The organism is Streptomyces sp. NPDC047974 (assembly GCF_040653375.1).
Lineage (GTDB): Bacteria > Actinomycetota > Actinomycetes > Streptomycetales > Streptomycetaceae > Streptomyces.
On record NZ_JBEZNU010000004.1, the window covers coordinates 76193 to 101542 of the forward strand.

22 protein-coding genes are annotated in these 25350 nt (G+C 74.6%); 8 read left to right on the forward strand and 14 right to left on the reverse strand.

Features of this window, described 5'->3' with window-relative positions; translation table 11 throughout:
• Nucleotides 1-67 precede the first annotated feature (67 nt).
• The 3 genes from AB0E19_RS08105 to AB0E19_RS08115 form a co-directional block, all read right to left on the reverse strand.
• Nucleotides 68-1324 (reverse strand): MFS transporter, encoded by a 1257-nt coding sequence (locus AB0E19_RS08105; RefSeq protein WP_362175113.1) that lies wholly within the window; start codon nt 1322-1324, stop codon nt 68-70.
• Nucleotides 1321-1815 (reverse strand): GNAT family N-acetyltransferase, encoded by a 495-nt coding sequence (locus AB0E19_RS08110; protein ID WP_362175116.1) that lies wholly within the window; start codon nt 1813-1815, stop codon nt 1321-1323. The genes AB0E19_RS08105 and AB0E19_RS08110 overlap by 4 nt, the downstream gene beginning before the upstream one ends.
• A 70-nt stretch (nt 1816-1885) precedes the next feature.
• On the reverse strand, nt 1886-2371 hold the full coding sequence (locus AB0E19_RS08115; RefSeq protein WP_362175119.1) for a MarR family transcriptional regulator: 486 nt from the start codon (nt 2369-2371) through the stop codon (nt 1886-1888).
• 111 nt (nt 2372-2482) lie between these two features.
• On the opposite strand from AB0E19_RS08115, the gene AB0E19_RS08120 reads away from it, so the two are divergent.
• From AB0E19_RS08120 to fxsT, 4 genes are all read left to right on the forward strand, one after another.
• Complete coding sequence (locus AB0E19_RS08120; RefSeq protein WP_362175122.1) at nt 2483-2899, forward strand: organic hydroperoxide resistance protein; 417 nt, start codon at nt 2483-2485, stop codon at nt 2897-2899.
• A 166-nt stretch (nt 2900-3065) separates the two neighbouring features.
• A complete protein-coding gene (locus tag AB0E19_RS08125) occupies nt 3066-4619 on the forward strand; it encodes a hypothetical protein (RefSeq protein WP_362175126.1) in 1554 nt (517 codons plus the stop codon).
• The gene (locus AB0E19_RS08130) at nt 4616-5746 is read left to right on the forward strand and encodes a MoxR family ATPase (RefSeq protein ID WP_362175129.1); all 1131 of its coding nucleotides are present in this window, start codon (nt 4616-4618) and stop codon (nt 5744-5746) included. The genes AB0E19_RS08125 and AB0E19_RS08130 overlap by 4 nt, the downstream gene beginning before the upstream one ends.
• A complete protein-coding gene (gene fxsT / locus AB0E19_RS08135) occupies nt 5746-10197 on the forward strand; it encodes an FxSxx-COOH system tetratricopeptide repeat protein (protein ID WP_362175132.1) in 4452 nt (1483 codons plus the stop codon). Before AB0E19_RS08130 ends, fxsT begins: the two co-directional genes overlap by 1 nt.
• A 67-nt stretch (nt 10198-10264) precedes the next feature.
• Here fxsT and AB0E19_RS08140 read toward each other — a convergent pair whose 3' ends face one another.
• Nucleotides 10265-11632, reverse strand: a complete 1368-nt coding sequence (locus AB0E19_RS08140; protein ID WP_362175135.1) for a cation:proton antiporter — start codon at nt 11630-11632, stop codon at nt 10265-10267.
• A gap of 125 nt (nt 11633-11757) precedes the next feature.
• Between AB0E19_RS08140 and AB0E19_RS08145 the strand changes: the two genes are divergently transcribed.
• From AB0E19_RS08145 to AB0E19_RS08160, 4 genes are all read left to right on the forward strand, one after another.
• Nucleotides 11758-12948, forward strand: coding sequence for a hypothetical protein (locus AB0E19_RS08145; protein WP_362175138.1), 1191 nt, complete (start codon nt 11758-11760; stop codon nt 12946-12948).
• On the forward strand, nt 12945-14063 hold the full coding sequence (locus AB0E19_RS08150) for a caspase family protein (protein WP_362175141.1): 1119 nt from the start codon (nt 12945-12947) through the stop codon (nt 14061-14063). The genes AB0E19_RS08145 and AB0E19_RS08150 overlap by 4 nt, the downstream gene beginning before the upstream one ends.
• An 83-nt stretch (nt 14064-14146) precedes the next feature.
• The gene (locus AB0E19_RS08155) at nt 14147-14329 is read left to right on the forward strand and encodes a hypothetical protein (RefSeq protein WP_362175144.1); all 183 of its coding nucleotides are present in this window, start codon (nt 14147-14149) and stop codon (nt 14327-14329) included.
• A gap of 17 nt (nt 14330-14346) precedes the next feature.
• A complete protein-coding gene (locus AB0E19_RS08160; RefSeq protein WP_362175147.1) occupies nt 14347-16146 on the forward strand; it encodes an HEXXH motif domain-containing protein in 1800 nt (599 codons plus the stop codon).
• Here AB0E19_RS08160 and AB0E19_RS08165 read toward each other — a convergent pair.
• From AB0E19_RS08165 to AB0E19_RS08210, 10 genes are all read right to left on the reverse strand, one after another.
• Nucleotides 16127-16867: an alpha/beta hydrolase gene (locus tag AB0E19_RS08165; protein WP_362175150.1), complete on the reverse strand. Its 741-nt coding sequence runs from the start codon at nt 16865-16867 to the stop codon at nt 16127-16129. The genes AB0E19_RS08160 and AB0E19_RS08165 overlap by 20 nt on opposite strands.
• Before the next feature lie 79 nt (nt 16868-16946).
• Complete coding sequence (locus AB0E19_RS08170; protein WP_362175153.1) at nt 16947-18644, reverse strand: class I adenylate-forming enzyme family protein; 1698 nt, start codon at nt 18642-18644, stop codon at nt 16947-16949.
• 1 nt (nt 18645) lies between these two features.
• Nucleotides 18646-18933, reverse strand: a complete 288-nt coding sequence (locus AB0E19_RS08175) for a phosphopantetheine-binding protein (protein ID WP_362175156.1) — start codon at nt 18931-18933, stop codon at nt 18646-18648.
• On the reverse strand, nt 18930-19835 hold the full coding sequence (locus AB0E19_RS08180) for an alpha/beta fold hydrolase (protein ID WP_362175159.1): 906 nt from the start codon (nt 19833-19835) through the stop codon (nt 18930-18932). Before AB0E19_RS08180 ends, AB0E19_RS08175 begins: the two co-directional genes overlap by 4 nt.
• Before the next feature lie 2 nt (nt 19836-19837).
• Complete coding sequence (locus tag AB0E19_RS08185) at nt 19838-20944, reverse strand: SDR family oxidoreductase (RefSeq protein ID WP_362175162.1); 1107 nt, start codon at nt 20942-20944, stop codon at nt 19838-19840.
• Nucleotides 20941-21780, reverse strand: coding sequence for an aminoacyl--tRNA ligase-related protein (locus tag AB0E19_RS08190; protein ID WP_362175165.1), 840 nt, complete (start codon nt 21778-21780; stop codon nt 20941-20943). The genes AB0E19_RS08185 and AB0E19_RS08190 overlap by 4 nt, the downstream gene beginning before the upstream one ends.
• Entirely contained in the window at nt 21777-22955 is a 1179-nt protein-coding gene (locus tag AB0E19_RS08195; RefSeq protein ID WP_362175168.1) for an acyl-CoA dehydrogenase family protein, read from the reverse strand. Before AB0E19_RS08195 ends, AB0E19_RS08190 begins: the two co-directional genes overlap by 4 nt.
• Complete coding sequence (locus AB0E19_RS08200) at nt 22952-23230, reverse strand: phosphopantetheine-binding protein (protein WP_362175171.1); 279 nt, start codon at nt 23228-23230, stop codon at nt 22952-22954. The genes AB0E19_RS08195 and AB0E19_RS08200 overlap by 4 nt, the downstream gene beginning before the upstream one ends.
• Nucleotides 23231-23240: 10 nt before the next feature.
• Nucleotides 23241-24170 carry a BtrH N-terminal domain-containing protein gene (locus AB0E19_RS08205; RefSeq protein WP_362175174.1) on the reverse strand — a complete coding sequence of 310 codons (930 nt, stop codon included), beginning with the start codon at nt 24168-24170 and terminating at the stop codon, nt 23241-23243.
• A complete protein-coding gene (locus AB0E19_RS08210; RefSeq protein WP_362175177.1) occupies nt 24167-25276 on the reverse strand; it encodes a DUF3419 family protein in 1110 nt (369 codons plus the stop codon). Before AB0E19_RS08210 ends, AB0E19_RS08205 begins: the two co-directional genes overlap by 4 nt.
• Between the last annotated feature and the right edge of the window lie 74 nt (nt 25277-25350).

The following is a 25350-nucleotide window of genomic DNA, read 5'->3' on the forward strand; positions in this document are numbered from 1 at the left end:
AGTTGACCCCCGTCCCGGCTGGCGGCTATGTGCCGTGGCGGCCAACCGCCAGGCGGGCCGGGCCCGTTCAGGGCTTCGGGTCGAGGGCGTCGTACCGCCGGAAACCGCGTGCGTACAGGGAGAACGCGCCGATGCCGAGGACGCAGGCGAGGCCGCCGCCGGTGATGGCGACCACGGGCGAGGTGAGGTCGGCGACGGAGCCGGCCACGAAGTCGCCGAGCCGGGGCCCGCCGGCGACGACCACGATGAAGACGCCCTGGAGCCGGCCGCGCATCTCGTCGGGGGCGGCGACCTGCATCATCGTGTTGCGGAAGATCATCGACGAGGTGTCGGCGTATCCGGCGACGGCGAGGCAGAGCAGCCCGATCCAGAGGTTCCGGCTGAGGCCGAAGGCGGCGATCGCGAGGCCCCAGGCGGCGACGGAGACGAGGATGGCCTGCCCGTGCCGGCGGATCCGGCCCTGCCAGCCGGAGATCACCCCGCCGAGGAGCGCGCCGAACGCGGGCGCGGCGACGAGGAGTCCGGTGGTCTTGGCGTCGCCGCCGAACCAGAGGACGGCGACGGCCGGGAAGAGCGCCTTCGGCTGGGCGAGGATCATCGCGAAGAGGTCGGACACGAAGGTCGCCCGCAGGTTGGGGCGGGTGCCGAGGAACCGCAGCCCGTCGAGGACGGACGCCCGCTTCGCCCCGGTGTGCTCCGGCGGCATGGAGGGCAGCCGCCACATCGCGTACAGGCTCGCGAAGAAGGCGAGGGCGTCGATGGTGTAGGCGGTCTGGTAGCCGGCGAAGCCGACGACGACCCCGCCGAGGCTGGGCCCGACGAGGGTGCCGAAGGTCATGACCATGGAGTTGAGCGCGTTGGCGGCGCGCAGCTGCTCGGGCGGGAGCAGGCGGGGGATCATGGCGCTGCGGGCGGGCGCGTTGAGGGCGCCGCAGACGGCCTGGAGGGCGACGATCGCGTAGAGGAACCAGACGCGGTGGAAGCCGGCGAAGGCGGCGGCGGCGAGCGCGGCGGAGAGGGCGGCGGCCCCGGTGGCGCCGACGAGTCCGAGGGTGCGCCGGTCGACGGTGTCGGCGATGGCGCCGCCGTAGAGGCCGAAGACGACGAGCGGGACGAGGGAGAAGAGGCCGACGAGCCCGACGGAGAAGGCCGAGCCGGTGATGTCGTACACCTGGAGGGAGATCGCCAGGGTGGTCATGCCCTGGCCGACCCAGGAGACGGTGTTCCCGAACCAGAGGCGGCGGTAGTCGGCGGAGGTGCGCAGCGGGGTGAGGTCGGCGAAGATCCGCCGCTTCTCCTCCTGCGGTGCCTCGACGCCGGTCACGAGGCGTCCGCGACGGTGGCGGAGGCGTCTGCGGGGTCCGCGGGGCCGGTGAGGTCGTAGGTGAGCTCGGGGCGGTCCCAGTGGACGCGTCCGGAGGCGGCGACGGTGCCGGTGCGGCGGGCGCCGGTGCGCAGGTAGAACTCCTCGGCGAGCGGGTGGGCGACGACCCGGACGGCGGTGAGGCCGGCGACGCGGGCCACGCAGTTCATGTGGGCCATCAGCAGCCGGCCGATGCCGAGCCCCTGGGCGGAGTCGGCGACGAAGGCGAGGTCGAGCTCGGCCTCGTCGAGCAGGAGGGCGTAGAAGCCGAGGACCCGGCCGTCCGCGTCGACGGCGACGTGGACCGGGTGGTGCTCGATGTAGGCCCCGCCGACCCGGTAGCCGTCGACCATGACGGCGTACGGCCCCCGGTAGGCGGCGGAGCCCCGGACGAGCCGGGTCAGCCGCTTGGAGTCGGCCGCGGTGGCGCGGCGGATGGTGATCTCGGACATGGGGCGAGTATAGGAACGCCTCCGAGATTCGGCCCTTACATTTCCGTGGCGTCCGGACGACCGGGGGCGGTCAGCCGCAGGAGGGGCGCAGCGCGTCCGGGTCGATGCCGTCGAGGCGGGCGGCGAGGGCGCCGAGCCGGTCGCGCAGCTCGGCGATCTCCGCGAGGTCGAGGCCGGTGGCGGCGGCGATCCGGCGGGGCACGCCGAGGGCCCGCCCGCGGAGCTCGGCGCCGGCCGCGGTGGCGCGGACCGTGACGGAGCGCTCGTCCTCCGGGCTGCGCCTGCGCTCGACGTATCCGGCCGCCTCCAGGCGCTTGAGCAGCGGCGACAGGGTGCCGGAGTCGAGCCTCAGCCGCTCGCCGATGCCCTTCACGGGCAGTTCGCCGTGCTCCCAGAGGACGAGCATGACGAGGTACTGGGGGTAGGTGAGCCCGAGCTCCTTGAGCGCCTCGCGGTAGACGCCGTTGAAGGCGCGGGTCGCCGCGTGCAGCGAGAAGCAGATCTGGTGGTCGAGCCGGAGGAAGTCCTCGTCCGGGACCGTGTCGAGCGTCTCCATGCCCCCAGGGTACGCGAGGCACCCACCGCACGCCATTGAGTTGTGCACAACTGAGTCGTGCGCTACAAATGAAGGGCCACCCCTTCCCGAGGAACAGGAACGGAAGACGTCATGGACGCCATCTACACCGCCGTCGCCACCGCCAACGGCCGCGAGGGCCGCGCCGTCAGCTCCGACGGCCACATCGACCTCCCCCTCGCCCACCCGCAGGCCCTCGGCGGCAACGGTCAGGGCACCAACCCCGAGCAGCTCTTCGCCGCCGGCTACGCCGCCTGCTTCGCCAGCGCCATGGGCGTCGTCGCCCGCCAGGAGAAGATCGACATCTCCGAGGCCTCCGTCACCGCCGAGGTCTCCATCGGCAAGGACCCCGCCGACGGCGGCTTCGGCCTCGCCGTCGTCATGCGCGCCGAGTTCCCCGACCACCTCCAGGGCGAGGCCGGCCTCGCCCTCCTGGAGAAGACCCACGCCTTCTGCCCCTACTCCAAGGCCACCCGCGGCAACATCACCGTGGACCTCGTCGTCGAGTAGTCCCCGCGTCGCCCCCGCGTCGCCCGCCGACTACTCCGGACGATTCCGGGGGAGGAACCCGTCGAACAGGGTGGCGACGTCTCCGGACCTCGCCATACCCTGGACGACAGGGCGACGGCGCCCGAACTGCCCAGGCGCGATCGGGAGTCGGAGAAACACCGGAGCCGTGACGGGGGGGCTTTTGTACGACGAGGGCCACGGCGGCCACGCGTCGGATCTCACGCGTGAGCTCGTCGACCAGCTGAGCGCGGTACCGGGCCTGGAGACCACCGAGGGCCGCGGGCTCCTCATCGACACCCTGGCGGACCGCTTACCCGCGGCCGCCGACATCCCCCGTCACAACCGCCCCCGGTCCGGGATCCTGGAGATCGTCCGGTACTGCCGCCGCGAGCCGGGCGGACTGCACGAACTGGCCGCCGCCCTCACCCTGTACGACCCCGGCTCCACCCCCGCCCTGCGGGTCCGCGAGCTGATCGCGGCCACCCCGCCGGCGGAGGTCCTCCCCGCCCTCCCCGACGCCGAGACCCTCGCGGTCACCGGCCTCCTCGCCCGCGTCCGCCACCTCGACGCGCACGGCCTGCTCTACGCGGCCGCCGACGGCCTCCCGCTGCCGGGCCGGCCCGTCGCCACCCTCACCGAGGCCTTCGACTACCTCACCCGCGCCAACACCCGCCCCGACGGCCTGCTCCCCACCATGGTCCTGGTCGAGCACGTGGCGGCCGGGCTCGACGGCGGCGGCCCGGCCGACGCGCGGACGGCCGCCGAACTGCGCGAGTGGAACGACATCCGGGCCAAACGGCTGGAACGGCGCACCGAGCTGGGGGACGTACGGACCGAGCTCGCCGGACGGCCCCCGGCACAACCCGCCCCCGCCTGCGTCGTTGTCCAGTTGTGCAGAAGCGCCATGGACCCCGACCGGTACCTGCTGTCGCACTGGCGGCAGATGCGCCCCGGTCCCTGGCGGCCGGAGCGCGGCGAGGACCGGCTCGTCTCCCTCGCCGAGGTGCCCGCCGCCGTGGAGCGGCTGCTCCAGCGGGCCGAGCACGACTGGGCCCGGCAGCCGGGACGGCCCGTCCTGGAGTTCGTCCTCCCGGTCGACCTGCTGAACGAACCCCTGGAGTGGACCCAGGTCGGATTCCGGCCGCACGCCTCCACCGCCCTCTGCCTCACCTACCCCGTCGTGCTGCGCAGCCTGGAGCGCATGCGGGCCAAGGAGGTCCACCGACGCTGGCACAACCGCTGGCAGCGGGCGCTGGACAGCACCGACACCGCCTGCCACTGGGACACCGTCGGCGAGCGCGACCACGACCGCGAGCGCTGGAACAGCAAGCTCAGCGCCGAGGAGCGGTACGTCTCCGTCGCCCTCAACACCCCGCCGCTGCCCACCGAGCGGGACCGGGACGGCAGCCGCGACTCGCTGGTCGAGGCCCTCTTCGAGGGCGTGCCGATGGCCGTCTGGGACCGTCGCCCGGCGATCTCCGCCGACTTCCGCAAACGGGCCAAACGGCTCCTGAGAGGGAGAGCGATCGAACTGCCGCAGCGCGTCCAGGAGTTGCGCAAGGACGCGGCCACCGCCGCCGCCGGGCAGCGGGACGTCCACGTGGGGCGGCACCTCGCCGTCCTCTTCGACGACCCCAACCGCCTCGTGGACTGGTCCGGTTCACCCGGGGCGGACCTCGACGGCGTCCGCGGCGGACACCACGAGGAGGGGGAGACATGAGCGGTGTCCACCACCCGGCCGAGGACGGCCGGACCACAGGCCCGGTGACCAGCCGCAGCTGGTGGATCTACCGGGGCACAGGGCAGCCGCTGGCCGACATCCGGCTCGGCGACGTGCTGCCGAAGCCACCCGGCTGGCGGAGCTTCGACGGCGGCCCCGTGCTGCCCCCGGTGCCGGCGAACAGCGCCGAGACCGACCGCAGGCTCGGCCGCGCGGGCCGAGCCACCCCGCGGCAGGACGCCCACGACATCGACCTGGTCAACACCGCGCTGCTGCTGCGCCGGCCGCTCCTGGTCACCGGACGCCCCGGCATCGGCAAGTCCACCCTCGCCTACCTGGTCGCCCGCGAACTGGGCCTCGGGCGCGTCCTGCACTGGGGCATCACCTCGCGCAGCACCCTGCGCTCCGGCCTGTACGAGTACGACGCCATCGGCCGCGCCCAGGCCTCCCTCGGCCACCTCAGGCCCGGCGCCTCCCCCCTCCCCGCGCCCGCGCCGGACCCCGGGACGGACTCCGGGACGGACCCCGAGCAGGCGCCCGAACCCGGCGCCAGGATCGGCGACTTCGTACGGCTCGGGCCGCTCGGCACCGCCCTGCTCCCGTACGAACTGCCGCGCGTCCTGCTCATCGACGAGCTGGACAAGAGCGACATCGACCTGCCCAACGACCTCCTGCACGTCCTGGACAACGGCACGTACACCATCCCCGAACTGGTCCGCGCCCGCCGCCGGGAGCCGGTCTCCCACGTCCACACCGACGACCCCGAGGGCACCGTCCCCGTGGTCGACGGCCTGGTCCGCTGCCGGGCCTTCCCCTTCATCGTCATCACCAGCAACGGCGAGCGGCAGTTCCCGCCCGCCTTCCTGCGCCGCTGCGTCCGCCTCGACGTCTCACCGCCCCGCGAGGACCAGCTCGCCGCCATGATCACCGCCCACTTCCAGGACCAGGAAGGCCGCCACGACCCGCTGGTCCGGGAGTTCGTGGAGCGCAGCAGGGACCACGGCGGACTCGCCGCCGACCAGCTGCTCAACGCCGTCTACCTGCGCACGGCCGGCGTCCGCGGCGACGACACGGCCTGGAACGAACTGCTCGACGCGCTCTGGCGCCGGCTGTCGGGGGCACCCTGATGGACGACGACGCCCGCTCCCTGCCCGAACCCTTCGAGGTGGCGGAGATCCTCTGGCTGCACGCCTACCAGAAGCTCGCGGCGGCGCTCCCCGAGTCCACCGAGCCGCCGCAGCCCCGGCCCAAGACCCCGCCCGAGCTGGTCCCGCCGCCCCCCGAGCTGCGTGACTTCCGTGATTCCCGCGAGCGCGACGGGGAACGGCCCGCCCGGCCGCAGCCGGACCCGTCCCCCGGCCGCCGCCCCGGCGCGCCTCCCCCGCCGGGCCGACCGCCCGGCACCCCGCCCGACGGACGGCCGCTCCGGACCGCGGACCGCGTCGCGGACCTCCGGCACGCCGTCCCCGTCGGGGCCGAGACCCTGCCCGACCTGCGGGACGCGCCGGACATCGGCCGCCGGCTGCGGCCGCTGAGACAGCTGGCGCCCTCCACGACCGAGGTCGAGCTCGACGAGGAGGCCACCGTCGAACGGGCCGCCGAGGACGGCCTCTGGCTTCCGTACACCCGGCCCGTCGGCGAACGCCGCTTCGACCTCGTCCTCGTCGTCGACGACCACGCCACCATGGCCATCTGGGAGCAGACGGTCGCCGAACTCACCGCCGTCACCGAACAGCTCGGCGCCTTCCGGGACGTCCGGGTCCACCGCCTCGGCCTGCGCGAGACCCCGGACGGCCCCCGGGCCGTACTGCGCCGCCGGGGCGCAGACGGCGGCGCCGACGGCGCCGGCGGCGACCCCGCCGAACTGGTCGACCGCACCGGCCGCCGGATCGTCCTCGTCCTCACCGACGCCCTCGGCCCGCTGTGGCGCGGCGGCGCCGGCCAGGCCGCCCTGGAGCGGTGGGCGGCCGCCGGACCGACGGCGGTGGTCCATCTGCTCTCCCAGCGGGACTGGCACCGCTCCGCGCTCGTCCCCTGGCGGGTACGGCTCCACAGCCCGCGCCCCGCCGCCCGCAACGACGAACTCGCCGTGCGCTTCCCGCCCGAGGAGCGCGACCCCTTCGCCCCGCCGCCCGCCACCTGGCGGATCCCGGTCCCCGTCCTCGAACTGGACGCCGACTGGCTGGGCCGGTGGGCCTCCCTGGTGGCCGGCGAGGTGTCCGGCTGGACGCCCGCCGCCGTCCTGCTGCTCGGCGCGGCCGAACGGGCCGCGCCCCCGCCCGAGGAACCACCGCCCGCCTCCTCCCCGCCGAGCGTGCAGGAGCGGCTGCGCCGCTTCCGCAGCCACGCCACCCCCACCGCCTTCCGGCTCGCGACCCACCTGGCCGCCGCCGTCCTCGACCCGCTGCTCGTCCGGGACGTCCGCCGGCGGCTCGTGCCGGAGGCCCAACCGGTGCACGTGGCCGAGCTGTTCCTCAGCGGACTGGTCGAGGAGCCCGCCGCCGAAACCGACACCGGGCCCGCCGTCGCGGCGCCGCTCGACTTCGTCGCCGGGGCGCGCGAGGCGCTCCTGGCCGGCGCCATGCGCGCGGACACGGCGCGCGTGGCCCGCTCGGTCGCCGACTTCTTCGGCGACCGCTCCGAGGCGGCGCGCGGGCTGCGCGGCGCCCTCCTCACCCCGGAGCAGACGCCGGTCGCCCCGCCGACACCGGAGAGCCTTCCCTTCCTCCGCGTCGAACTGGCGATCCTGCGCGCCCTGTCCGGCCCCTACCTCCAGCGCGCGAACCGGATCAGCGCGGCCCTGGAGGGCAGTTCCCCGGGAGTGTCCGTCATGGAGGACCCTCCCTCCGTGGTCCACGATGTCCCCATCAATCCCGTAGATCCCGACATGGACGGCCTCATGACCGACATCACCGCCTCTCAGCAGCCGACCGAGAACACCCCGACCGTCAACGGCTCCCCGGGGACCTCGATCCCGGCGCCGAGTCCCGGCGCGGTGCCGGAGGGCGACAGCCGCCGCCTGGTCCCGGCGGCCCAGGCGCCCGATACCGATCCCGTCGCGCACCGGCCGGGACCGAGGCAGCGCCAGGCCGTCCCCGCCGTCTGGGGCAACGTCCCCCCGCACAACCCGAACTTCGTCGGCCGCGAGTACCTCCTCGACCAGGTCCGCGAGCAGCTGCTCACCGGCGACACCTCGGCGGTCCTTCCGCACGCGCTGCACGGCATGGGCGGCGTCGGCAAGTCGCAGATCGCCATCGAGTACGTCTACCGCTACGCGCACGACTACGACATCGTCTGGTGGATCCCCTCCGAGCAGCCGACGATGATCCTGACCGCGCTCACCGAACTCGCCCAGCGGATGGGCCTGAACGTGAGCAACGAGGCCAACCAGGCCGTCCCCGCCGTCCGCGAGGCGCTGCGCCGCGGCGCCCCGTACGACCGGTGGCTGCTGGTCTTCGACAACGCCGAGAACGTCGAGGCGGTCCGCCCCTACTTCCCCACCGGCGGCACCGGCAAGATCCTCATCACCTCACGGAACCAGGAGTGGGACCGGGTGGCCAGGACACTCTCCGTCGACATCTTCACCCGGGAGGAGAGCAAGGCCCTCCTCCGCCGGCGCGCCCGCGACCTCAGCGACACCGACGCCGACCTGCTCGCCGAGGCGCTGGGCGACCTCCCCCTCGCCATCGAGCAGGCCGCCGCCTGGCAGGCCGTCACCGGCATGGCGGTCCCCGAGTACCTGCGGCTGATCAAGGAGAAGATCGCCGAGCTGATGCTCGAACTGGTGCCGTCGCCCGACTACCCCATGTCGGTCGCCGCCGCCTGGGACGTCTCGCTGCGCCAGCTCGAACAGCGCAACCCGGCGGCGCTGCAGTTCCTCCAGGTCTGCTCCTTCTTCGCCCCCGAGCCGATCTCCCGCTCGTTCTTCAACAACTCGCGGACCACCACCATCGCCCCCGAGCTCAACGAGGCGCTGCGCGACCCGATCCGGCTCAACCGGGCCATCCGCGAGATCAACATCTACGCCCTGGCCCGCATCGAGCACCGCCACAACACCATCCAGCTGCACCGGCTGGTCCAGGCCGTGCTGGTCAACCGCATGTCCCCGCAGCAGCAGGCCGACATGCGGCACGGCGCCCACCTCCTGCTCGCCGACGCCAACCCGAACAACCCCACCTCGCGGGCGCTCTGGCCGCGCTACCAGCAGCTCCTCCCCCATGTGACGGGCTCGCGGGCGGTGGAGTGCGAGGACCCGTGGGTGCGCCGGCTGATCCGCGGCATGGTGGAGTTCCTCCACACCTGGGGCGACCACGCGGGCGCGGCGGCGATGGCCCGCGAGGCGCTGCGGATCTGGACCGAGAAGTTCGGCGCCGAGGACCAGCAGACGCTCCAGATGGCGAAGTGGCTGGCCTTCGTGCTGCGCGCGCTCGGCGAGTACCAGGAGGCCGCCGCGATGATGGAGCAGACGGCCGACACGTACATCCGGACCATGGGCGAGGACCACGAGGGCACCCTCGACGCGCTGATCCAGCTCACCAGCGGGCTGCGGCTGCGGGCCGAGATGGCGCGCGGCCTGGAGATCGACCGCTCGGTGTACGAGCGCTCGCTGCGGGCCTTCGGCGAGGAGGACCCGGCCACCCTCAGGGCCGCCCACAACCTCGGGATCGGGCTGCGGCTCATGGGCCTGTACGAGGAGGCCAGGACGGTCGACACGGAGACCGCCCGGCTGCGGGCGCTCCACATGGGCGAGAACCACGCCACGACCCTGAACACGCTCACCGGTCTGTCCATCGACATCCGGGAGACCGGCGACTACCTGGAGGCCGCCGCCCACCAGGAGAACGTCTACGCCCGGCAGAGCGCCGCCTTCGGCGAGGACGCGCCCTCCGCCCTCGGCGCCGCACGCGTCCTGTCGGTGTGCCGCCGCCGGGCCGGCGACCACGAGGGGGCGCTGGCCCTTGCCGAGTCGGTGTGGTCGAAGTTCGTGGACCGGTACGGCCCGGACCACCCGGACGCGGTCGCCTGCGCCGCCAACCTGGTGGTGGACCTGCGCCAGGACGGCCAGTTGCGGCGGTCGCGGGAGCTCGCCGAGGCCACCATCGACCGGTACACCGCGAAGCTCGGCGGCCACCACCCGTACACCCTGTCGGCCCGGGTCAACCTCGCCCTCACGCTGCGGCAGGCGGACGAGCTCGCGGCCGCCCGGGAGCACCTGGACGCGGCGCTGCCGGGGCTACGCGACTCGCTGGGCGAGGAGCACGTCCTCACCATGACGGCGGCGGTCGGCATGGGCAGTCTGCTCGCCGACGAGGGCCGGCACGAGGAGGCGCTGGCGCTCGACGCGCGGACCCTGGAGCTGCTGCGGGACGGCTTCGGCGAGAGCCACCCGACCACCCTGGCCTGCGCCACCAACGTGGTGCTCGACCTGCGGGCGCTGGGCCGCGACGCGGACGCGACGCCGCTGCACACCGACACGCTGGCGCGCTTCCGGGAGCGGCTCGGCGAGGAGCACCCGGCGACGGTGGCGTCCGCGAGCGGCCGCCGGGCGGACGTGGACATCGCGCCGGTGCCGTTCTAGGGCGCGTGCGGAGGGCCGGCCGGACCCGTCGGGGTCCGGCCGGCCCTCCGGCGTCTCCGGCGCCCGGTCAGGCGCGGGGCGCGGGCTCGCCCCCGGCGGACGGGTCCGGTACGGGCCCCGCGGGCGCGGGGCCGGGGAGGGTCTCGGGGCCGGACCAGATCTCCGGGGTGCCCCCGCCGGTGCGGTTGCCCTCCCTGGGGGCGGGAAGCGGGTCGGCCGGGTGGCGCAGGAGCCGGATCATCGGCCCGGCGGCGGCGGTGGTGACCAGGGCCATGACGACCAGGAGGGCGTACAGCCGGGGGCCGATCACCCCGGCCTGGAGGCCGACGTTGAGCACGATCAGCTCGGTGAGGCCCCGGGTGTTGAGCAGCACCCCGATCAGGAGCGACTCGCGCCAGGGCAGCCGTCCGGCCCGGGCGGCGAAGGCGCCGGCGGCCACCTTGCCGACCACGGCGGCGGCGATTATCACCGCGAGGAGCAGCAGGTCGGAGGCGCGCAGCCCGTCGAGGACGACGGCCATGCCGGAGACGGCGAAGAACATCGGCAGCAGCAGCCCGCCGGTGTCCTGGAGGGGGCGCAGCAGCCGCCCGTCCGGGGCTCCGTCGGGCCTGCGGGGCATGATCACGCCGGCGAGCAGGGCGCCGAAGATGACGTGCAGGCCGAGGGCGTTGGTGGCCCAGGCGGAGGCGAGGGCGACGGTGACGGCGACCGGGACCTGGCGGGAGACGGGGGTGCCGGGGCGGCCGATCCAGCGTGCCATCAGGGGGCGTACCGCGAAGAGCATCAGCAGCACGTAGACGACGAGGAGGACGGCCTTGACGGCCCACTCGCGGGCCGAGCCGTGCACCCCGCCGACGAGGACGACGGCGAGGACGGGCCAGCTCAGCGCGTCGATGACGCCGGCGGAGGCCATCGCGACGGTGCCGGGCCTGGTCCCGGCGAGGCCCTGGTCCTTGATGATGCTGGCGAGGACGGGGACGGCCGTGACCGAGAGGGCGATCGCCATGTAGAGGAGGAAGGTGAGGTCGGTCGGCCGGTCGCCGTTGGCGGCGGCGAAGGGGCCGGGCAGGAGGAGCACGATCGCGGCGCCGAGGAGCATCGGGAGGACGAAGCCGCTCACCGAGACGGTGGTCACCGAGCGTTGCCCCCGGAGCATCCCGAGGTCCAGTTCGTAACCCACAGCGAACAGGAAGAAGACGAGCGCCACTTGGGCGAGGGCGTTCAGGATCGGCTGGATCTCGGTCGGGAAGAGCGTCCCGTGGACGCCGCCGGGGACCAGACCGAGCAGACTGGGCCCCAGGGCGATGCCGGCGAACAGCTGTCCCACGACGGGAGGTTGACCGATTCTTCGGGCGAGCGCGCCGAGCGCGTGGGAGGCGGCGACGACCACCGCGAGAGCCGCGACGACGTGCGTGGTGACGGAATCCGAGCTCACCGGCGATCCCCTTCCGGCCCGCCTCCCCGTTGGGGCACGGCCCCTACGGAGTGTAGCCGCCCGGCGGGCAAGTGACCTATCGTGGAAGCCGTTTGGCCTAGACGGCCGTGGACGGGGGGTCGCACGTGACTACGGTGCTGTTCGTACACGGCACGGGGGTGCGAGAGCCGGGGTACACCGCCTCGCTGGAGCGGGTCAGGGAGGGGATCGCGGCGGTCCGCCCCGAGGTGGCCGTGGCCCCCTGCTACTGGGGCGGGAGCGCGGGCTCGGACCTGCGCGCGGGCGGCCTGTCGGTCCCGGGGTACGGCTCCGGGCGCGCCGCGCCGGGGGCGGAGGGGGACGCCGGGGACGTCGAGTTCTGGGGCCTGCTCTATCTGGACCCGCTGCTCGAACTGCGGCTGCTCGCCTCGGAGCCCGGCGGGCGGACCGAGCTGGCCCCCGGCGCCGCGCCTCCGGGCGAGGCGCTCAGGGCGGCGGCCGTGGCGCTCGCCGGGGACGACGCCCTGCGCGGGCCGCTCGACGCGGCGGGGATCGGCGGGGAGTTCGCCGCCGCCCTGGCCGCCGTACTGACCTCGCCGGACTGCCGGGACTTCCTGCGCTCCCCCGTGGCCGCCGCCGAGGCGGACGCTCTCGCACGGGCATTCACCGCCGAGGCGGTCCGCCGGACGGCCGAGCGCGCGGCCGCCCCGCCCGCCTTCGACGGCGCCGCCCGGGACGCCGTCGTGGAGCGGATCACCGCCCTGCTCCCCGGCGACGGCGCGGGCGTCCACCGGGGGCCGGTGACCCGGCGGGTCGGGAGGCTCGCCGGGCGGCTCGTCCTCGGGCTCGCCTCGGCGCAAGCGGTGAAGCGCCGGTCGGCGCTGACCGACGCCGCCCATCCGGCCGCCGGGGACGTCCTGCTCTACCTGGCGCGCGGCGAGGCGATCCGGGAGGCCGTCGCCACGGCCGTCGCCGCCGCGGAGCCGCCGGTGGTGGTCCTGGCGCACAGCCTCGGCGGCATCGCCTCCCTCGACCTGCTGGTGCTGCGGGCGCTGCCGGAGGTGGCGCTCCTGGTCACGGTCGGCTCCCAGGCGCCGTTCCTCTACGAACTGGGGGCGCTGCCGAGCCTGGAGCACGGCGCCCCGCTGCCCCCGCACGTGCCGCCCTGGATCAACGTGTACGACCGCCGCGACCTGCTGAGCTACCTGGGCGCCGGGATCTTCCCCGGCCGGGTGCGGGACGTGGAGGTCGACGGGCGGCAGCCCTTCCCGCTGGCGCACAGCGCCTACTGGGGCAATCCGGAGCTGTACCGGCTGCTCGCGGCGGAGCTGCCGTGACGCCGGCCCGGCCGGAGCGGACGCACGCCCTGGTCGTCGGGGTGGAGCGGTACGCGGCGGGCCCGGCGTGGGACCTGCCGGGCCCGGCGGCGGACGCCCGCCGGTTCACCGCCTGGCTGCGGCGGCGCGGGGTGCCGGCGGAGCGGATCTCGCTGCTGCTCGCCGCGCTGCCGGGGGCGGGCGGCCCGGTCACCGACGTCGCCGAGGGGGCGGCGGGGCGGGAGGCGGTGCAGGAGGTGCTGACCCGCCGGCTGCCCGCCCTGGAGGGCGATCTCCTGTGGGTGTTCTGGGGCGGCCACGGCGTCACCGACCCGCAGGGCCACCGGCGGCTCTTCTACGCCGACGCCACCGGCGACGACCGGCGCAACCTCGACCTGGACGCCTGGCTGACCGCCTTCACCACCGATCTGTTCCCCGGCTTCCCGCGCCAGATCTGGGTGGTGGACTCCTGCCAGACCTTCGTGGAGGACCTGGGCTTCGCCCGCGCGCTCCCGGCCGAGGTGCCGCCGGGCGGCGAGCGGCTGCCGGGCCGGGCGCAGTCCGTGCTGCTGGCGGCCGGTCCCGGCCAGCGCGCCGGGAACGACCCCGTACGGCAGACCGGGGCGTTCTCCGAGGTGGTCCTCGCCGCCCTGGACGCGGCGGACGGGGCGGCGTGGCCGCCGGACCCGGACGCCCTCGCGGAGACGGTCGCGGCGCGGTTCACCGGGCCGGGGGCCGCCGCCGGGACGGGCCAGCGGCCCACCACCGTCCGGTACGTCTCCGCGGCGGGCGACGAGCGGCTGCTCACCGTCCCCGCGCCCCGGAGCGCCGACCGGGAGGTGCCGGACGCGGCCCTGCCCGAGCTCATCGGGGTGCTGAGCGCCGCGCCGGGCATGGCGGACCAGCAGCAGCGCCAGCTCATCGTGTCCATGCTCCCCGTCGAACTGGCCGGTTCCATCCCCCGGTTCGGAGCGCCCCGGCCGGACATCGTCTCCATCGTCCGGTCCTGCCGCCGCCACCCCGGCGGCCTGGCCGCCCTCGTCGACGCGGTCGCGCTGATCGGGGCGGGCACTCCCGAGGAGGAGGCGGTGACGCGGTGGGCGGGACGCTGGCTTTGGCCGGATTCGAGGGGTTGACCGCCCTGATCACGCCCTTCCCGAACCACCGGCCCTGGGCCATCATGAAAGGTGACGGGGTTCAGCGTGGTGAGGGGGAACCGATGCACACGCCCACGGAGCACATGGGATCCGAACTGGTCGATCTGAGCGAGGTCCCCCTGTCGGCCCTCCGCACCCAGGACCCCCTCCTGCACGCCCCCGCCCTCGACCGGCTGCTGCGTCAGATCGAGCGGCCCCGGATCAACTTCGGCGGAGGAGGCGGCGAGGGGCCCTCGGGCGACTGACGGCCCAGGAGCCCAGGGTGCAGTACGCCGGAGGCCACGGGCCCGCCCGCGCCGCGCACCACCTCGTCCCCACCGAGCACTTCGACGCCCTCGCCGCGGGCCGGGGCGACGCCGGCGCCGTCCGCTTCCTGTCCACCACCGAGTACAGCCGGCGGCTCCTGCTGCTGCGGGCGCTGCTCGACGGCGCGGCCCGGACGCCCGGTGCGCTGGGACCGCTGCCGTCCCCGGACAGCGCCTGGGACGCGCTGACGGCGGCCCAGGAGCGGGCGCCGGAGGAGTTCCGGGAGCTGCTGCTGCATCCCCAGGTCGGCGCCTGGCTGGCGTACGGGCTGCGCCGGCTGCACCACACGGCCTGGGGCGACGGGCCGCTCTGGACCGACCTCGGTCAGCTCTTCTCGCTCTGCGCCGCCGCCTCGGTACGGGCCGGGCTGCCGCTGCGCACCACCGTGCCGCTGCGCGACGGCGCCGTGATGTTCCCCGCCCTGGGACTCGCCCGGCTGCCGGACCGCCCCCGCTGGGCGACGGCGGAGGTGGCGGTGGAGGCCGGCCGGCTGACCGTGGAGCCGCACCGCGAGGCCGTGGGTCCGCCCCGGGGCCGGCCGGGCGGCGACGCGCCCGGGTGGCTGGGGCTGCGCCGGCTGCGGGCCCCGGTGGCCGGGCGGGCGGCGGAGGTGTGGCTCGACGACCTGGACCCCTACCGGGACCTGAGCCGGACGCTGCCGCCGGAGCGGCTCGCGCCGGAGCGGGCGGCCGGTTGGGAGGAGGGGTTCGGGCAGGCCCTCCGGGTCCTGGAGGAGTGCGACCCGGAGGCTGCGGGGGCGCTCGCGGAGGGGCTGCGCAGTCTGACGGCGGTCACCGGGCCGCCGGGCGGGGCGGTCCGCAGCATCTCCTCCGACGACGCCTTCGGGGGGCTGCTGCTGTCGCTGCCGCCGGACCCGGTGGCCTTCGCGGTGGCCCTCGTCCACGAGTTCCAGCACAACAAACTGGGCGCGCTGATCCATCTGCTGACGCTGGAGCGGGACGACGGGCAGGCCCGGCACCACGCCCCCTGGCGCAACGACCCCCGCCCGCTGAGCGGGCTGCTGCAGGGCGCGTACGCCTTCCTCGGCATCACCGAGTTCCGCTCCCGCCACCTGGACCGGGTGGAGCGGTCCTGGCGGGCCGCCGCCGAGTTCGAGTTCGCGCTGAGCCGCCGTCAGACCCGGGAGGCGGTGCGCACCCTCGCCGCGGATCCCGCGCTCACCGCCCACGGCCGCCGCTTCGTGGCGGGCATGGCCGCCCGGCTGGACGCCTGGGAGGCCGACGCGCGGGTCCGGCCGGGCGTCGACGCGTGGGCCGCGCTCGCCGCCACCGACCACCGCACCGAGTGGCGGGTCCGCCACCTGGCCCCCGCCCCCGCCGACGTACGCGCCCTGGCGAGCTCCCATCTGGCGGGGCTCGCCCCGCACGCGGTGGCCGCCGCCACCCTCGCCCCCGACCCGGACACGCCCTGGTCGCACCCGCGCACCCGGCTGATCCGCCGGCTCCTCGCCCCGCCCCGGGACCCCGCCCCGCCGCCGGCCCCCGAACCGCCCTGCCCCGCGGACCTGGCCCTGCTCTCCGGCGATCCGGCCGCCGTCCCCGCCTACACCCGGCTCCTCGCCGAGGACCCGGAATCGCCCGAGGCCTGGACCGGCCTGGTGCTCGCGCTCGCCACCACCGCCCCCGCGACCCGGCCCCTGCTCCACCGCCCCGAGCTCCTGCGCGCCCTCCACCGCGAACTGCGCACCACTCCCCCGGACCGGCTGGCCCACTGGCTCACGGGCACGCCTCGGTGAGCCACGCGGCCGTCCGGCGCATCAGGGCGGTGGAGGTGCCCGCCTCCGCGTGACCCATGGACGCCTCCGCCCAGAGGCGTGCGGAATCGCCGGCCGCCGCCTTGAGGGCGTGGGCCGTCGCGAGGGGGTAGTAGGGGTCGCGGTCGCCGTGGATCAGGAGGAGCGGGGTGGGGGCGACCTTCGGGACCGCGTCCAGGGGCGACTCCGTCGCCGGGTCCCACGGGACGGGAGAGAGACGGGTGCCGGTCGCGAGCCGCAGGGCGGCGCGGCCGGGGCCGGTCGAGGTCAGCCCCTGCACCAGACGCATCCGCGTGGTTCCCCGGTACTGCCAGCGGGCCGGCGCGCTGACGGCCACCGCGGCCTCCAGCAGGCCCGGTTCCGCCGCGGCCAGGCGGACGACGCACGCCGCGCCCATCGAGAAGCCGACCGCCGCCACCCTGGCATGGCCCCGCGCGCGGGCGAACTCCACCGCGGCCGCGAGATCGTGGACTTCCGCCGCGCCGCCCGTGGAGAGGCCCGACGAGCGGCCGTGGCCCCGGAAGTCGAAGGTCACCACCGACGCGGCGCGGCGGAGCTCCGCCGCCAGCCCGCGGAAGGCCTTCCCGTGGCGGCTTCCGGTGAAGCTGTGCGCCATGACGACGCAGAGGTCCGAACCGGCCGGACCGGGCAGATGGGCGGCGTCGAGCCGTTCGCCGTCGCGGGTCAGCAGGGTGGTGCGCACGCGGTCCTCCGGTGGGTCGGGCGGGGCGGGCCGTCCCCGGCGGCAGGAGCGCCGGGGACGGCCCCGTACGGTCCGGCCGTCAGGTCCAGTTGCCCAGACCGATGGCCGACGAGCCCTCGAAGAGCTGCTCCCGGAGCATCACCCGGCGCACCTTCCAGGTCGCCGTGCGCGGGAACTCGTCCCAGCGGATGTGGATCGGCTCCGCCATCGCCGGCAGGTCGGCCGTGACGCGGGCCCACGCCGCCGCGGTGACCGGCTTGTCGCCCTGCGTGCTGTAGACGGGCTGCGGCTTCGAGCCTGCCACGGCCAGCACGATCACCTCGGTCGTCTCCGGCAGCCGGTCGAGGAGGACGTCCTCGATCTCCAGCGCGCTGCCGCCGGGGATCCGGTCGATCTCGCGGTCGATCAGCCGGACCGCGCCCCAGCGGTTGATCAGCGCCAGGTCTCCGAGGTTCCACCACTGGCCGTCGCGCTTGTTGTCGTGGCGTTCCTGCTCGCCGACGTACGCGAGACAGCGGCCGGGCGCGGAGAACTGGACGAGGCCGACCTCGCCGCGGCGCACCGGCCGTCCGGTGGCCGGGTCGAGGGCCCGGATCTTCCCGAAGCCCGGGACCGGCCAGCCGAGCACCTGGGTGGGCGGCGGCCGGTGGCCGCGCCGCTTCACCGAACCGCGCAGGTACGGACGGATCGCCACCGCGCCGGCCTCGGTCTGGCTCCACGACTGCACCCACACGGGCAGCTTGCGGTCGGTGGCCGCGAGGAAGGTCCGCACGGTCCGGGTGTGGATGGCGTCGAAGGAGTTCACGTAGACGCGGACGTTCCGGAAGGGCCGCTCGGGGTCGCGCGCCAGCTCCTCCCAGGCGAGGAAGGCGTTGGGCAGCGTCTCGACCAGCGTCGGCCGGTGCTCGACGAGCAGTTCGCGCACCCGCGGCGAGAGCGGGTCGGACATCATGACCAGCTTGGGCGCGACCGTCGCCAGCGGCAGCAGTCCGGTGATGACCCGCTGGTGGGAGTACGGCTCGCAGAACGCGACCGTGTCGTCCTCCCGCAGCCGGAAGAACGGCCAGCGCTCGGCCTCCACCAGGGCGAGCGAGTACAGCGACTCGGCCGAGTGCATCACCAGCTTGGGGATGCCGGTGGTGCCGGAGGTGTGGGTGATGACCATGGGCTCGTGGTGGGCGCGCAGCGCCGGTGCGGGCACCGGGCCGCCGCCGAGCTCGGCGAACACCCGGAGGTCGGGCCGGTCCTGGGGCACCTCGCCGAGGCACGCCGTGGCCTCGGTCAGCTCGGCGAGGGTGTCCTTGTCGAGCCGCATGCGCTCGACGGTCACCGCGTCGGTGATCAGGTACGGCCGCTCCAGGCGGCCCAGCATCACGGTGATCGTCTCGTGCGGGTGGTTGTTGGTGATCAGCGCGGGCACGGCGCCGATGCGGGCGGCGGCGGAGGCGAGGAGCGCCACGTCCAGGTGGTTCTCCTTGACGACGGCCACCCGGTCCCAGGGCTTGACGCCGAGCGCCACCAGTTTGACGGCGAGCTCGTCGACGAGGGCCGCCCACTGGCGGTAGCTGCGCTCCCGGGGGCCGCCCGGGTCCACGTCGGGGGCCCGGTCGACGATCACCGGGTTGCGCGGGTTGCGCTGTGCGGCGAGGTGCCACACCTCGCCGATCCGCCCGGTGATGGGCATCCGGGAGAAGGGCGTGAGGCGCTGCCGGAAGCGGGTCGGGGCGTAGTCCGTGAGGAACTTCGGGAGCGTACGCGTGGAGGATGTCGAGGTCATGTCAGTCTCGATTCATGGGGGCCGGGGCGACACCGGCGGCGCTGATGTGGGCGGCCATCGCGTCGAGGGAGCCGATGACCGACTCCTCCACGTCGTCGTCCCAGACATGGCCGAGCTCGTCCTCGATCGCGACGAGGAACTCGAGCAGCTTCACGGAGGTCAGACCGAGCCGGCGCAGCGAACCCGGCCCGGTGTCGGTGACGGGACCCTCCAGCACGTCGGCGGCGACGTGCTCCAGGAGGGCCACGAGGCGTTCGAGGACGGTCTCCTCGTCCGTCAGGGCGCTCATCGGCCCTTCCCTTCGGTCGCGGGGGCGGTCCACGGCGCGGGGAACGTCCCGTCCTCCACCGAGGCGACGAAGCGCGCGACGGCGTCCTGGAACGCCTCGGGCTGCTCGAAGTACGGCAGGTGGCCGCACTCCCGGATGATCTCCACCGCGGCGCTCCGCATGATCTCCGCGGTGGCGTCGAGCGTCGACTCGGTGGTGGAGAAGTCGTCGTCGCCGGAGAGCAGCAGCGTGGGCGCCTCGATGGAGGCGAGCCGCTCCACCTGGTCGCCGGCGCCGAGCGCCTCGCGCAGGTTGGCGCGCAGCTGGGCCGCCGAGTTGATGGCGAGGAATCGTTCCCTCAGGGCGAGGTACGCGCCCGATCCGCCCTCGGCGATCGCCTTGTCGCCGAACACCAGGGGATAGATCAGGTCGAACAGGGCGCGCGGGCCGCCCGCGTCCAGCGCCGCCAGCCAGGACTTGGCGACGCGCCGGCGGCGCGAGGAGCCGCGGGGGCTGAACGGCGGCCCGACCAGGACCAGGCCCGCCACCCGCTCGGGGTGGGCGTTGGCGAAGTCCCGGCAGATCAGCGTGGAGATGGAGGTGCCGACGAGGTAGGTGCGCTCGATCCCGAGGTCGTCGAGGAGCGACTTCAGGTCCTCGGTGTGCTGGGCGAACTCCGCGGGCCGGCCCTCGGACGCGCCCTGGTTGCGCAGGTCGTAGGAGAGCAGCCGGTGGTCGCCGGCGAGGTCGCCGGTGAAGTTCCGCCAGGCGGTGCTCACCACGTAGATCGTCGACACCAGGGTGACGACCGGTCCCTCGGTGCCGCGCAGCTCGTAGTAGAGCTCGCTGCCGTCCTCGGTGCGGTGCAGTGCCTGCCTGCCGTCGTAGGCGAGGTCCCACGACTCGATGCCCTTGACGTGCATGGTCAGTCTCCTCTCAGCCCGCGGCGGTCCAGGTACCAGCCCATGAAGTCCGCGAGTCGCTCCGGGGGCAGGGGGTGGTCGAGGACGTCGTCGCCGACGAGCTTGTTCACGTTCGCCAGGTCGAAGTCCTTCGAGCCGTGGATGTACGAGCGGTAGAACTCCAGGCGCTCGTCGACGCGTTCGTCGATGAGCGTGAACTCCTCCGCGTCCGTCACGTACACGGGCTTGCGGATGGCGAGGAGCTCGCACAGCACGGAGAGCGACTCGCCGACCGTGGGCTGGCGCGAGTTGGCCAGGTGGTAGACGTCCGAGTCGCCGTCGGCGAGGCTCACGCCGACCGCCGCCGCGACCACCCGGTCGACGGGGATGAAGTTGATGCGCGCGTCGGCGGCGGCGCGGATCCGCAGCGGCCGGAAGACCAGCATGTCGCCGAGGTGCCGGCGCACTTCGGCGCGCGCGGCGGACAGCCCGTTCACGAAGCCGTACATGCCGGTGAAGCTGGTCGCGGCCAGGGTGCGGCTGTGTCCGATGACGATGCTGGGCCGGAGGATCCGGGTGCGCTCGAAGCCGCCGGCGAGCACCACCGCCTCCGCCTGGATCTTGCTGTGCTCGTACGCGTTGTTGCTGGTGGTGCCGGCGGGCACGGGCCGGGCCGGGATCCAGCCGGTCCGCTCGCCCGCGACGTACGCGGTGCTCACGTAGTTGAAGCGGGGCGCCTTCAGCGCCTCGGCGAGGGCCACGACGTGCCGGGTGCCGTCGAGGTTGTCGCGCAGGATCTCGTCCTTGCGGCGCTCCTCGAAGTCCAGCGAGGCCGCGGCGTGCCAGACCTCGTCGACGTCCGGCAGTCCCGCGGTGTCCACGCCGCAGCGCTCCTCGGTGACGTCGCCGGCCACCGCCCGGCACCGGTCGGCGAAGAGCGGGATCAGGTCCTGCTCGCCGTACGCCTCCGCGGCCGCGGTGAGCGCGGCGTCGAGGCGCTGCCGCGCGGGGCGGCCGGGCCGTTCCCGGACGACGCAGGTGATCTCGGCGTCGGTCCGGCGTAAGAGTTCCAGGACCAGGGCGCCGCCGACGAAGCCGGTCGCGCCGGTCACGAGGTGGTGCGCGGTCATATGACCTCCTCCGTGAGGGACGGCCAGTTCGCCCGGTCGTCTCCGTGGGCGTGGACGAGGGCGAGGGCGACGCGCTCCAGGCCGAAGGCGGTGCACGCGCTGTGCGCCGTGCCCCGGCCCGCGTAGCCGATGCCGAAGCGGGCGCCCAGGTGGTCCTTGTGGTAGTTGGCCGAGGCGATGGCCGTGCCCTCGTCGGCGTCGGAGACCTTGGCGACGAACTCGTACTTCAGGGACTGCTCCAGCTGGCTCGCGCGCATGAACCGCCCGCCGGGGCCGAAGAACGGGTCGGTCGCCGACTGGACGGAGACCTTCACGCCGAGCCGCGAGAAGAGCGCCTCGCCGCGGGCGATCCACTCGTCCCGCCAGTCGAGCGTGGTCTCGGGGTCTCCGACCCTGACGAACTCGCGCATCCGGAAGGTGCGGAAGCGCCCGAGTTCGGTGGTCGCCTCGTGCCGGTAGCAGTAGCCGGCGACGTCCACCTGCGCCGGCGCGGTCAGCTCCCGGTCGGCGAAGGACGGGTAGACGCTGTAGCAGGCGGCGGGGGCGAGCGCCACGCCGGAGGAGGAGGGGCCTTCGGCCCGGTCGGTTCCCTCGGCCAGGGCGTGCACGGTGCCGAGGAGGTGCGGGAAGGACTCGGCGTACTCCGCGCGTTCGAGGAGCGCCTGGGGGACGACCGGCGGATACCAGACGGGGCCCGGCGAGGGCACCGCGCCCGCGGTGTTGAGGGCCTGCTGCAATCCGGCGATCACCTCCTCGAAGCGCGGGGTGAGGCCGAGGGTGCCGGGCAGCCCGGTGGGGGCGGTCCAGCCTTGGTGCGTCCGTTCGTACGCGGTCATGCGTCGATCACGCTCCCTCCGAGGAGCAGGAGTTGGGAATTGGACTGGTCCAGACGGGAGTTGGCGATCATCAGCCGGGCCGAGTGGAGGTCCCGCAGATGGCGGGCGACCGAGTAGGGGCCGGACTCGCTGTAGCCGGCCATGCCGCAGATCTCCAGGGTCTGTTCGACCACCCGCAGGCAGCCGGTGGACACGGAGGTCTTCAGGGCGTTGGCCCGCACCGTGATCGCGGTGGTGTCGGCGTCCGGCTCGGCGGTGAACCGGGTGTAGTCCGCGCCGAACTGCCGTACGGAGTCCTGCAGGACGCGCAGCGAGGCGTAGGCCTGCCCGAGGCGCGGGTCGTCCACGACGGTGCCGGAGCGCAGCTGGGCCCGGGCGCGGGCGCGGGCGAACGACGCGGCGCGGCGCACCGCGTCGGCCGCGATGCCGGTCCACACCCCGGCCCACAGCAGGTGCGACAGCGGCACCATGCAGCGGGTCGCGATCTCGCCGAACGGCACGGGCAGCACCTGGGCGGCGGGGACGCGGGCGGAGAGGGAGTGCGCCGGGCTGGAGGTGCCGCGCATCCCCAGGGTGTCCCACTCGCCGGTCCGGGTGAGCCGGGCCTGCCCCGCCCTGACCAGTACGAGCACCTGGTCGGTGGGCGCGGCGTCCGGGCGGGCGCGGGCCGTGACGAGGAAGGCGTCGGCGTACGCGCCGTAGGAGACGGTGGTGGCCTCCTTCTCCAGGAGCAGTTCCGCGCCGTCCGGCACCAGCGCGCAGCGGCTCTCGCGCAGGCTGCCGCCGACTCCGGCCTCGGAGGTGACGGAGGCCACGAGCAGCTGCTCGGCGCACGCCTCCCGGAGGTAGGCGACGAGCTCCGGCGACGTGCCGGCGGCGCCCGCCAGGCAGGCGAGCTGCAGCTGGTGCATGGCCCAGACCATGGCGGTGGAGCCGCAGCCGCCGCCCAGGACGGCGGCCAGCGCGGCGAGTTCGTCCGGCCCCAGGCCGTGGCCGCCGTACTCCTTGGGGACGGCGGCGGACAGCAGCCGCTCCGCGCGGAGGGCGGCGACCGGCTCGGCGGGGAACGCGGCCTCGCGGTCGGTGGCGCGTGCGTGCTCGGCGAGGACGACACGGGCCCGCAGCGCGGCCTCGCGTGCCTCGGCGTACGACAGCACGCGGTCGGAGGCCGTCACCGGACGGCTCCCGGGGTGCTGCCGGTGATGTCCAGGAGGACGTCGTTGAAGTGGCCGATCGAGCTGAACAGGGCCCGGCCCACGTGCTGTTCCGGGATCTCCACGCCGAGCGTGTCCTCCACGGAGAGCAGGACGCGGACCGAGTGGAGCGAGGTGAGGCCGATCGCGTACAGGTCGGCGTCGCGGTCCACCTCCAGGGCGGTGTCGCCCAGGTCGGAATGGGTGACGAGCGCCTCGCGGATGACGGCGTCGTACTGCCGTGCGGTGTCGTTCATCAGTTCCTCTTCACCGGGCCTGCGCGGTGAGGGCGGACACGAGCGCGTCCACCGCATCCGTCAGGCGTGCTTCTCTGTCGCCGAGGTCGGCCAGCATGCGCAGGAGCCGCGCGCGGCCCGTGGCGCTGCCGCCGCTCTCGCGGGACAGGGTGTGCAGCAGGTACCAGCGGCGGGAGAGCGAGGTGAAGCCCTCCGCCACGGCGGCCGCCTCCTCGCCGGAGCCCGCTCCGCCCGCCAGCCGCTTGAACAGCTGCCCCAGGTAGAGCCGTTCGGCCGCCACGCCGCTGACGTCGAGCACCTCCGCCGGGTCCGCCGCCTCCGCCTCGCGGGCGGAGAGGTAGCCCTCGAAGGCCGCGCGGTCGGCGCTCCGGTGGGAGCGGGCGTCCTCGCGCACCGCCGTGGCCAGCTCCAGGGGCGTGGCCGGGTGCCGGGGTCCCGAGGTGAGCAGCAGGGTGCGGTAGGAGCCGGCCGCCTCGGCGGAGCGCATGCGCCGCCACGCCTCGGCGGAGTACGCGGTGGGCTCGGGCCGGTTCATGGGGTCGCTGATCCACACCCGGTCCCCTTCGTGGGCCAGCAGGAGCACGCAGTGCGCGATGTGCTCCCGGCCCTCGTAGGGGGACGGCAGGTGGAAGGCGTCCACGGCGGCCGCCACGGGGTGGCCGGCGTCGAGGGACGCGCGTGCGGCGTCCTCGGCCGCGTCCCAGGAGCCGAAGGTGCGGTCGGCGAGGTCCATCCGGTGGACGGCGGCGGCCGCCGCGCTCCAGCGGCCGCTTCCGTCCAGGACGGGACCGCCGCCCCAGGAGAACCCCCAGGTGGTGCAGAGGGTCTCCGCCGGGTGGTCGAGCCCCTTCCAGGAGGCGAGGTTCGCGGCCGCCTGCTGGTAGCAGCTGCCGAAGGGCGCGGTGCCGGTGACGGCGGGCGTCAGGCCGAGCAGGCTCACGCCCTCAGCTCCCAGAGCTGGTAGTGCGGGTAGTAGCCGACGCGGTCGGCGTCCTGGGCCGCGGCCTCGGCCTCGGTGTCGCGGACCCAGCCGAGCTTCGCGGCGTGCGCGGCGAACGGGCGCTCCTTGAGGAAGGAGCGGACGAACACGCGGGCGCCGGGGGCGGCGGCGCGGGTGAGCTGGTCGAAGGTCTGCTCGACGTAGTCGTTCTCGCACCAGTCGAGGACGTTGCTCAGGTTGAAGCCGCTGACCTCGCCGTCGGCGAGGCCGCCGAGGAACTCCAGGAGGTGCCCGGTCGCCCACTCGACGCGCGGGAGTGCCTCCTTCAGCCGGTCGTTCTCGTCCGCCTGGAGGTACGGCGGCAGGGCGCCGCCCGGCAGGTAGCCGCCGAAGCACCAGCGGTGCATGTAGTAGTTGCCGGTCGGGTCGTCCTCGACGAGGCGCCGCTCGATGACGGAGAGCAGGAACTCGGGGAAGGGCGAGCAGTCGAAGATGTCGTGGAAGCTCGCCGGGGTGAAGACGTCCTTCAGCGAGTCCTCGGCGAAGAAGAGCCGGAACACCGGCAGCAGCTTGGCCGCGATGTCCTCGTCCTTCCATATGCGGAGCCGCTCGGCGTGGTCGGGCTCGGTCATCAGGGCGCGCAGCACCCGGTCGGGGACCGCCTGGTGGATCTCGGCCCGGACCACGCCGACCAGCTGCTCGAAGGCGCCGATCTGCAGCAGGCCCTGGGCCAGGGCGAGTTCACGGGCGGCGGGATCCTCGACGGTGGTCCCGGCGGCGGTCAGCACCTCGTCGAGCAGCGCGGAGCGCTCCTCGGCGGGGGCCTCGTGGACGCCGAGGAGTCGCATCGCGGCGTCGTGCGGAAGTCCGCCGAGCGCGGCCGACTTGGCGCGACAGTAGGCGGTCTGGGCGGGGCTGATGTCGAGGCCGTAGACCTTGGCCGGACCGTCGAGGGCCAGGTTGAGGACGTTGTCGCCGCCGGAGGCGATGCTGAAGACGGTGTCGCCTGGGCCGGCCCGCAGCCAGGAGCGTATGGGCCGTTCGTCCTCCAGGACCTCGCTGTAGACGGGGGGAAGCGCCGTGATGCTGGCGAAGGTTCCGTGCAACGCTGAACTCTCCTTCTATTCCAGGGTGTTGGAGCTGTTGCATGCCACTTCAGTCGCCCGGTGGCGAGAATTCA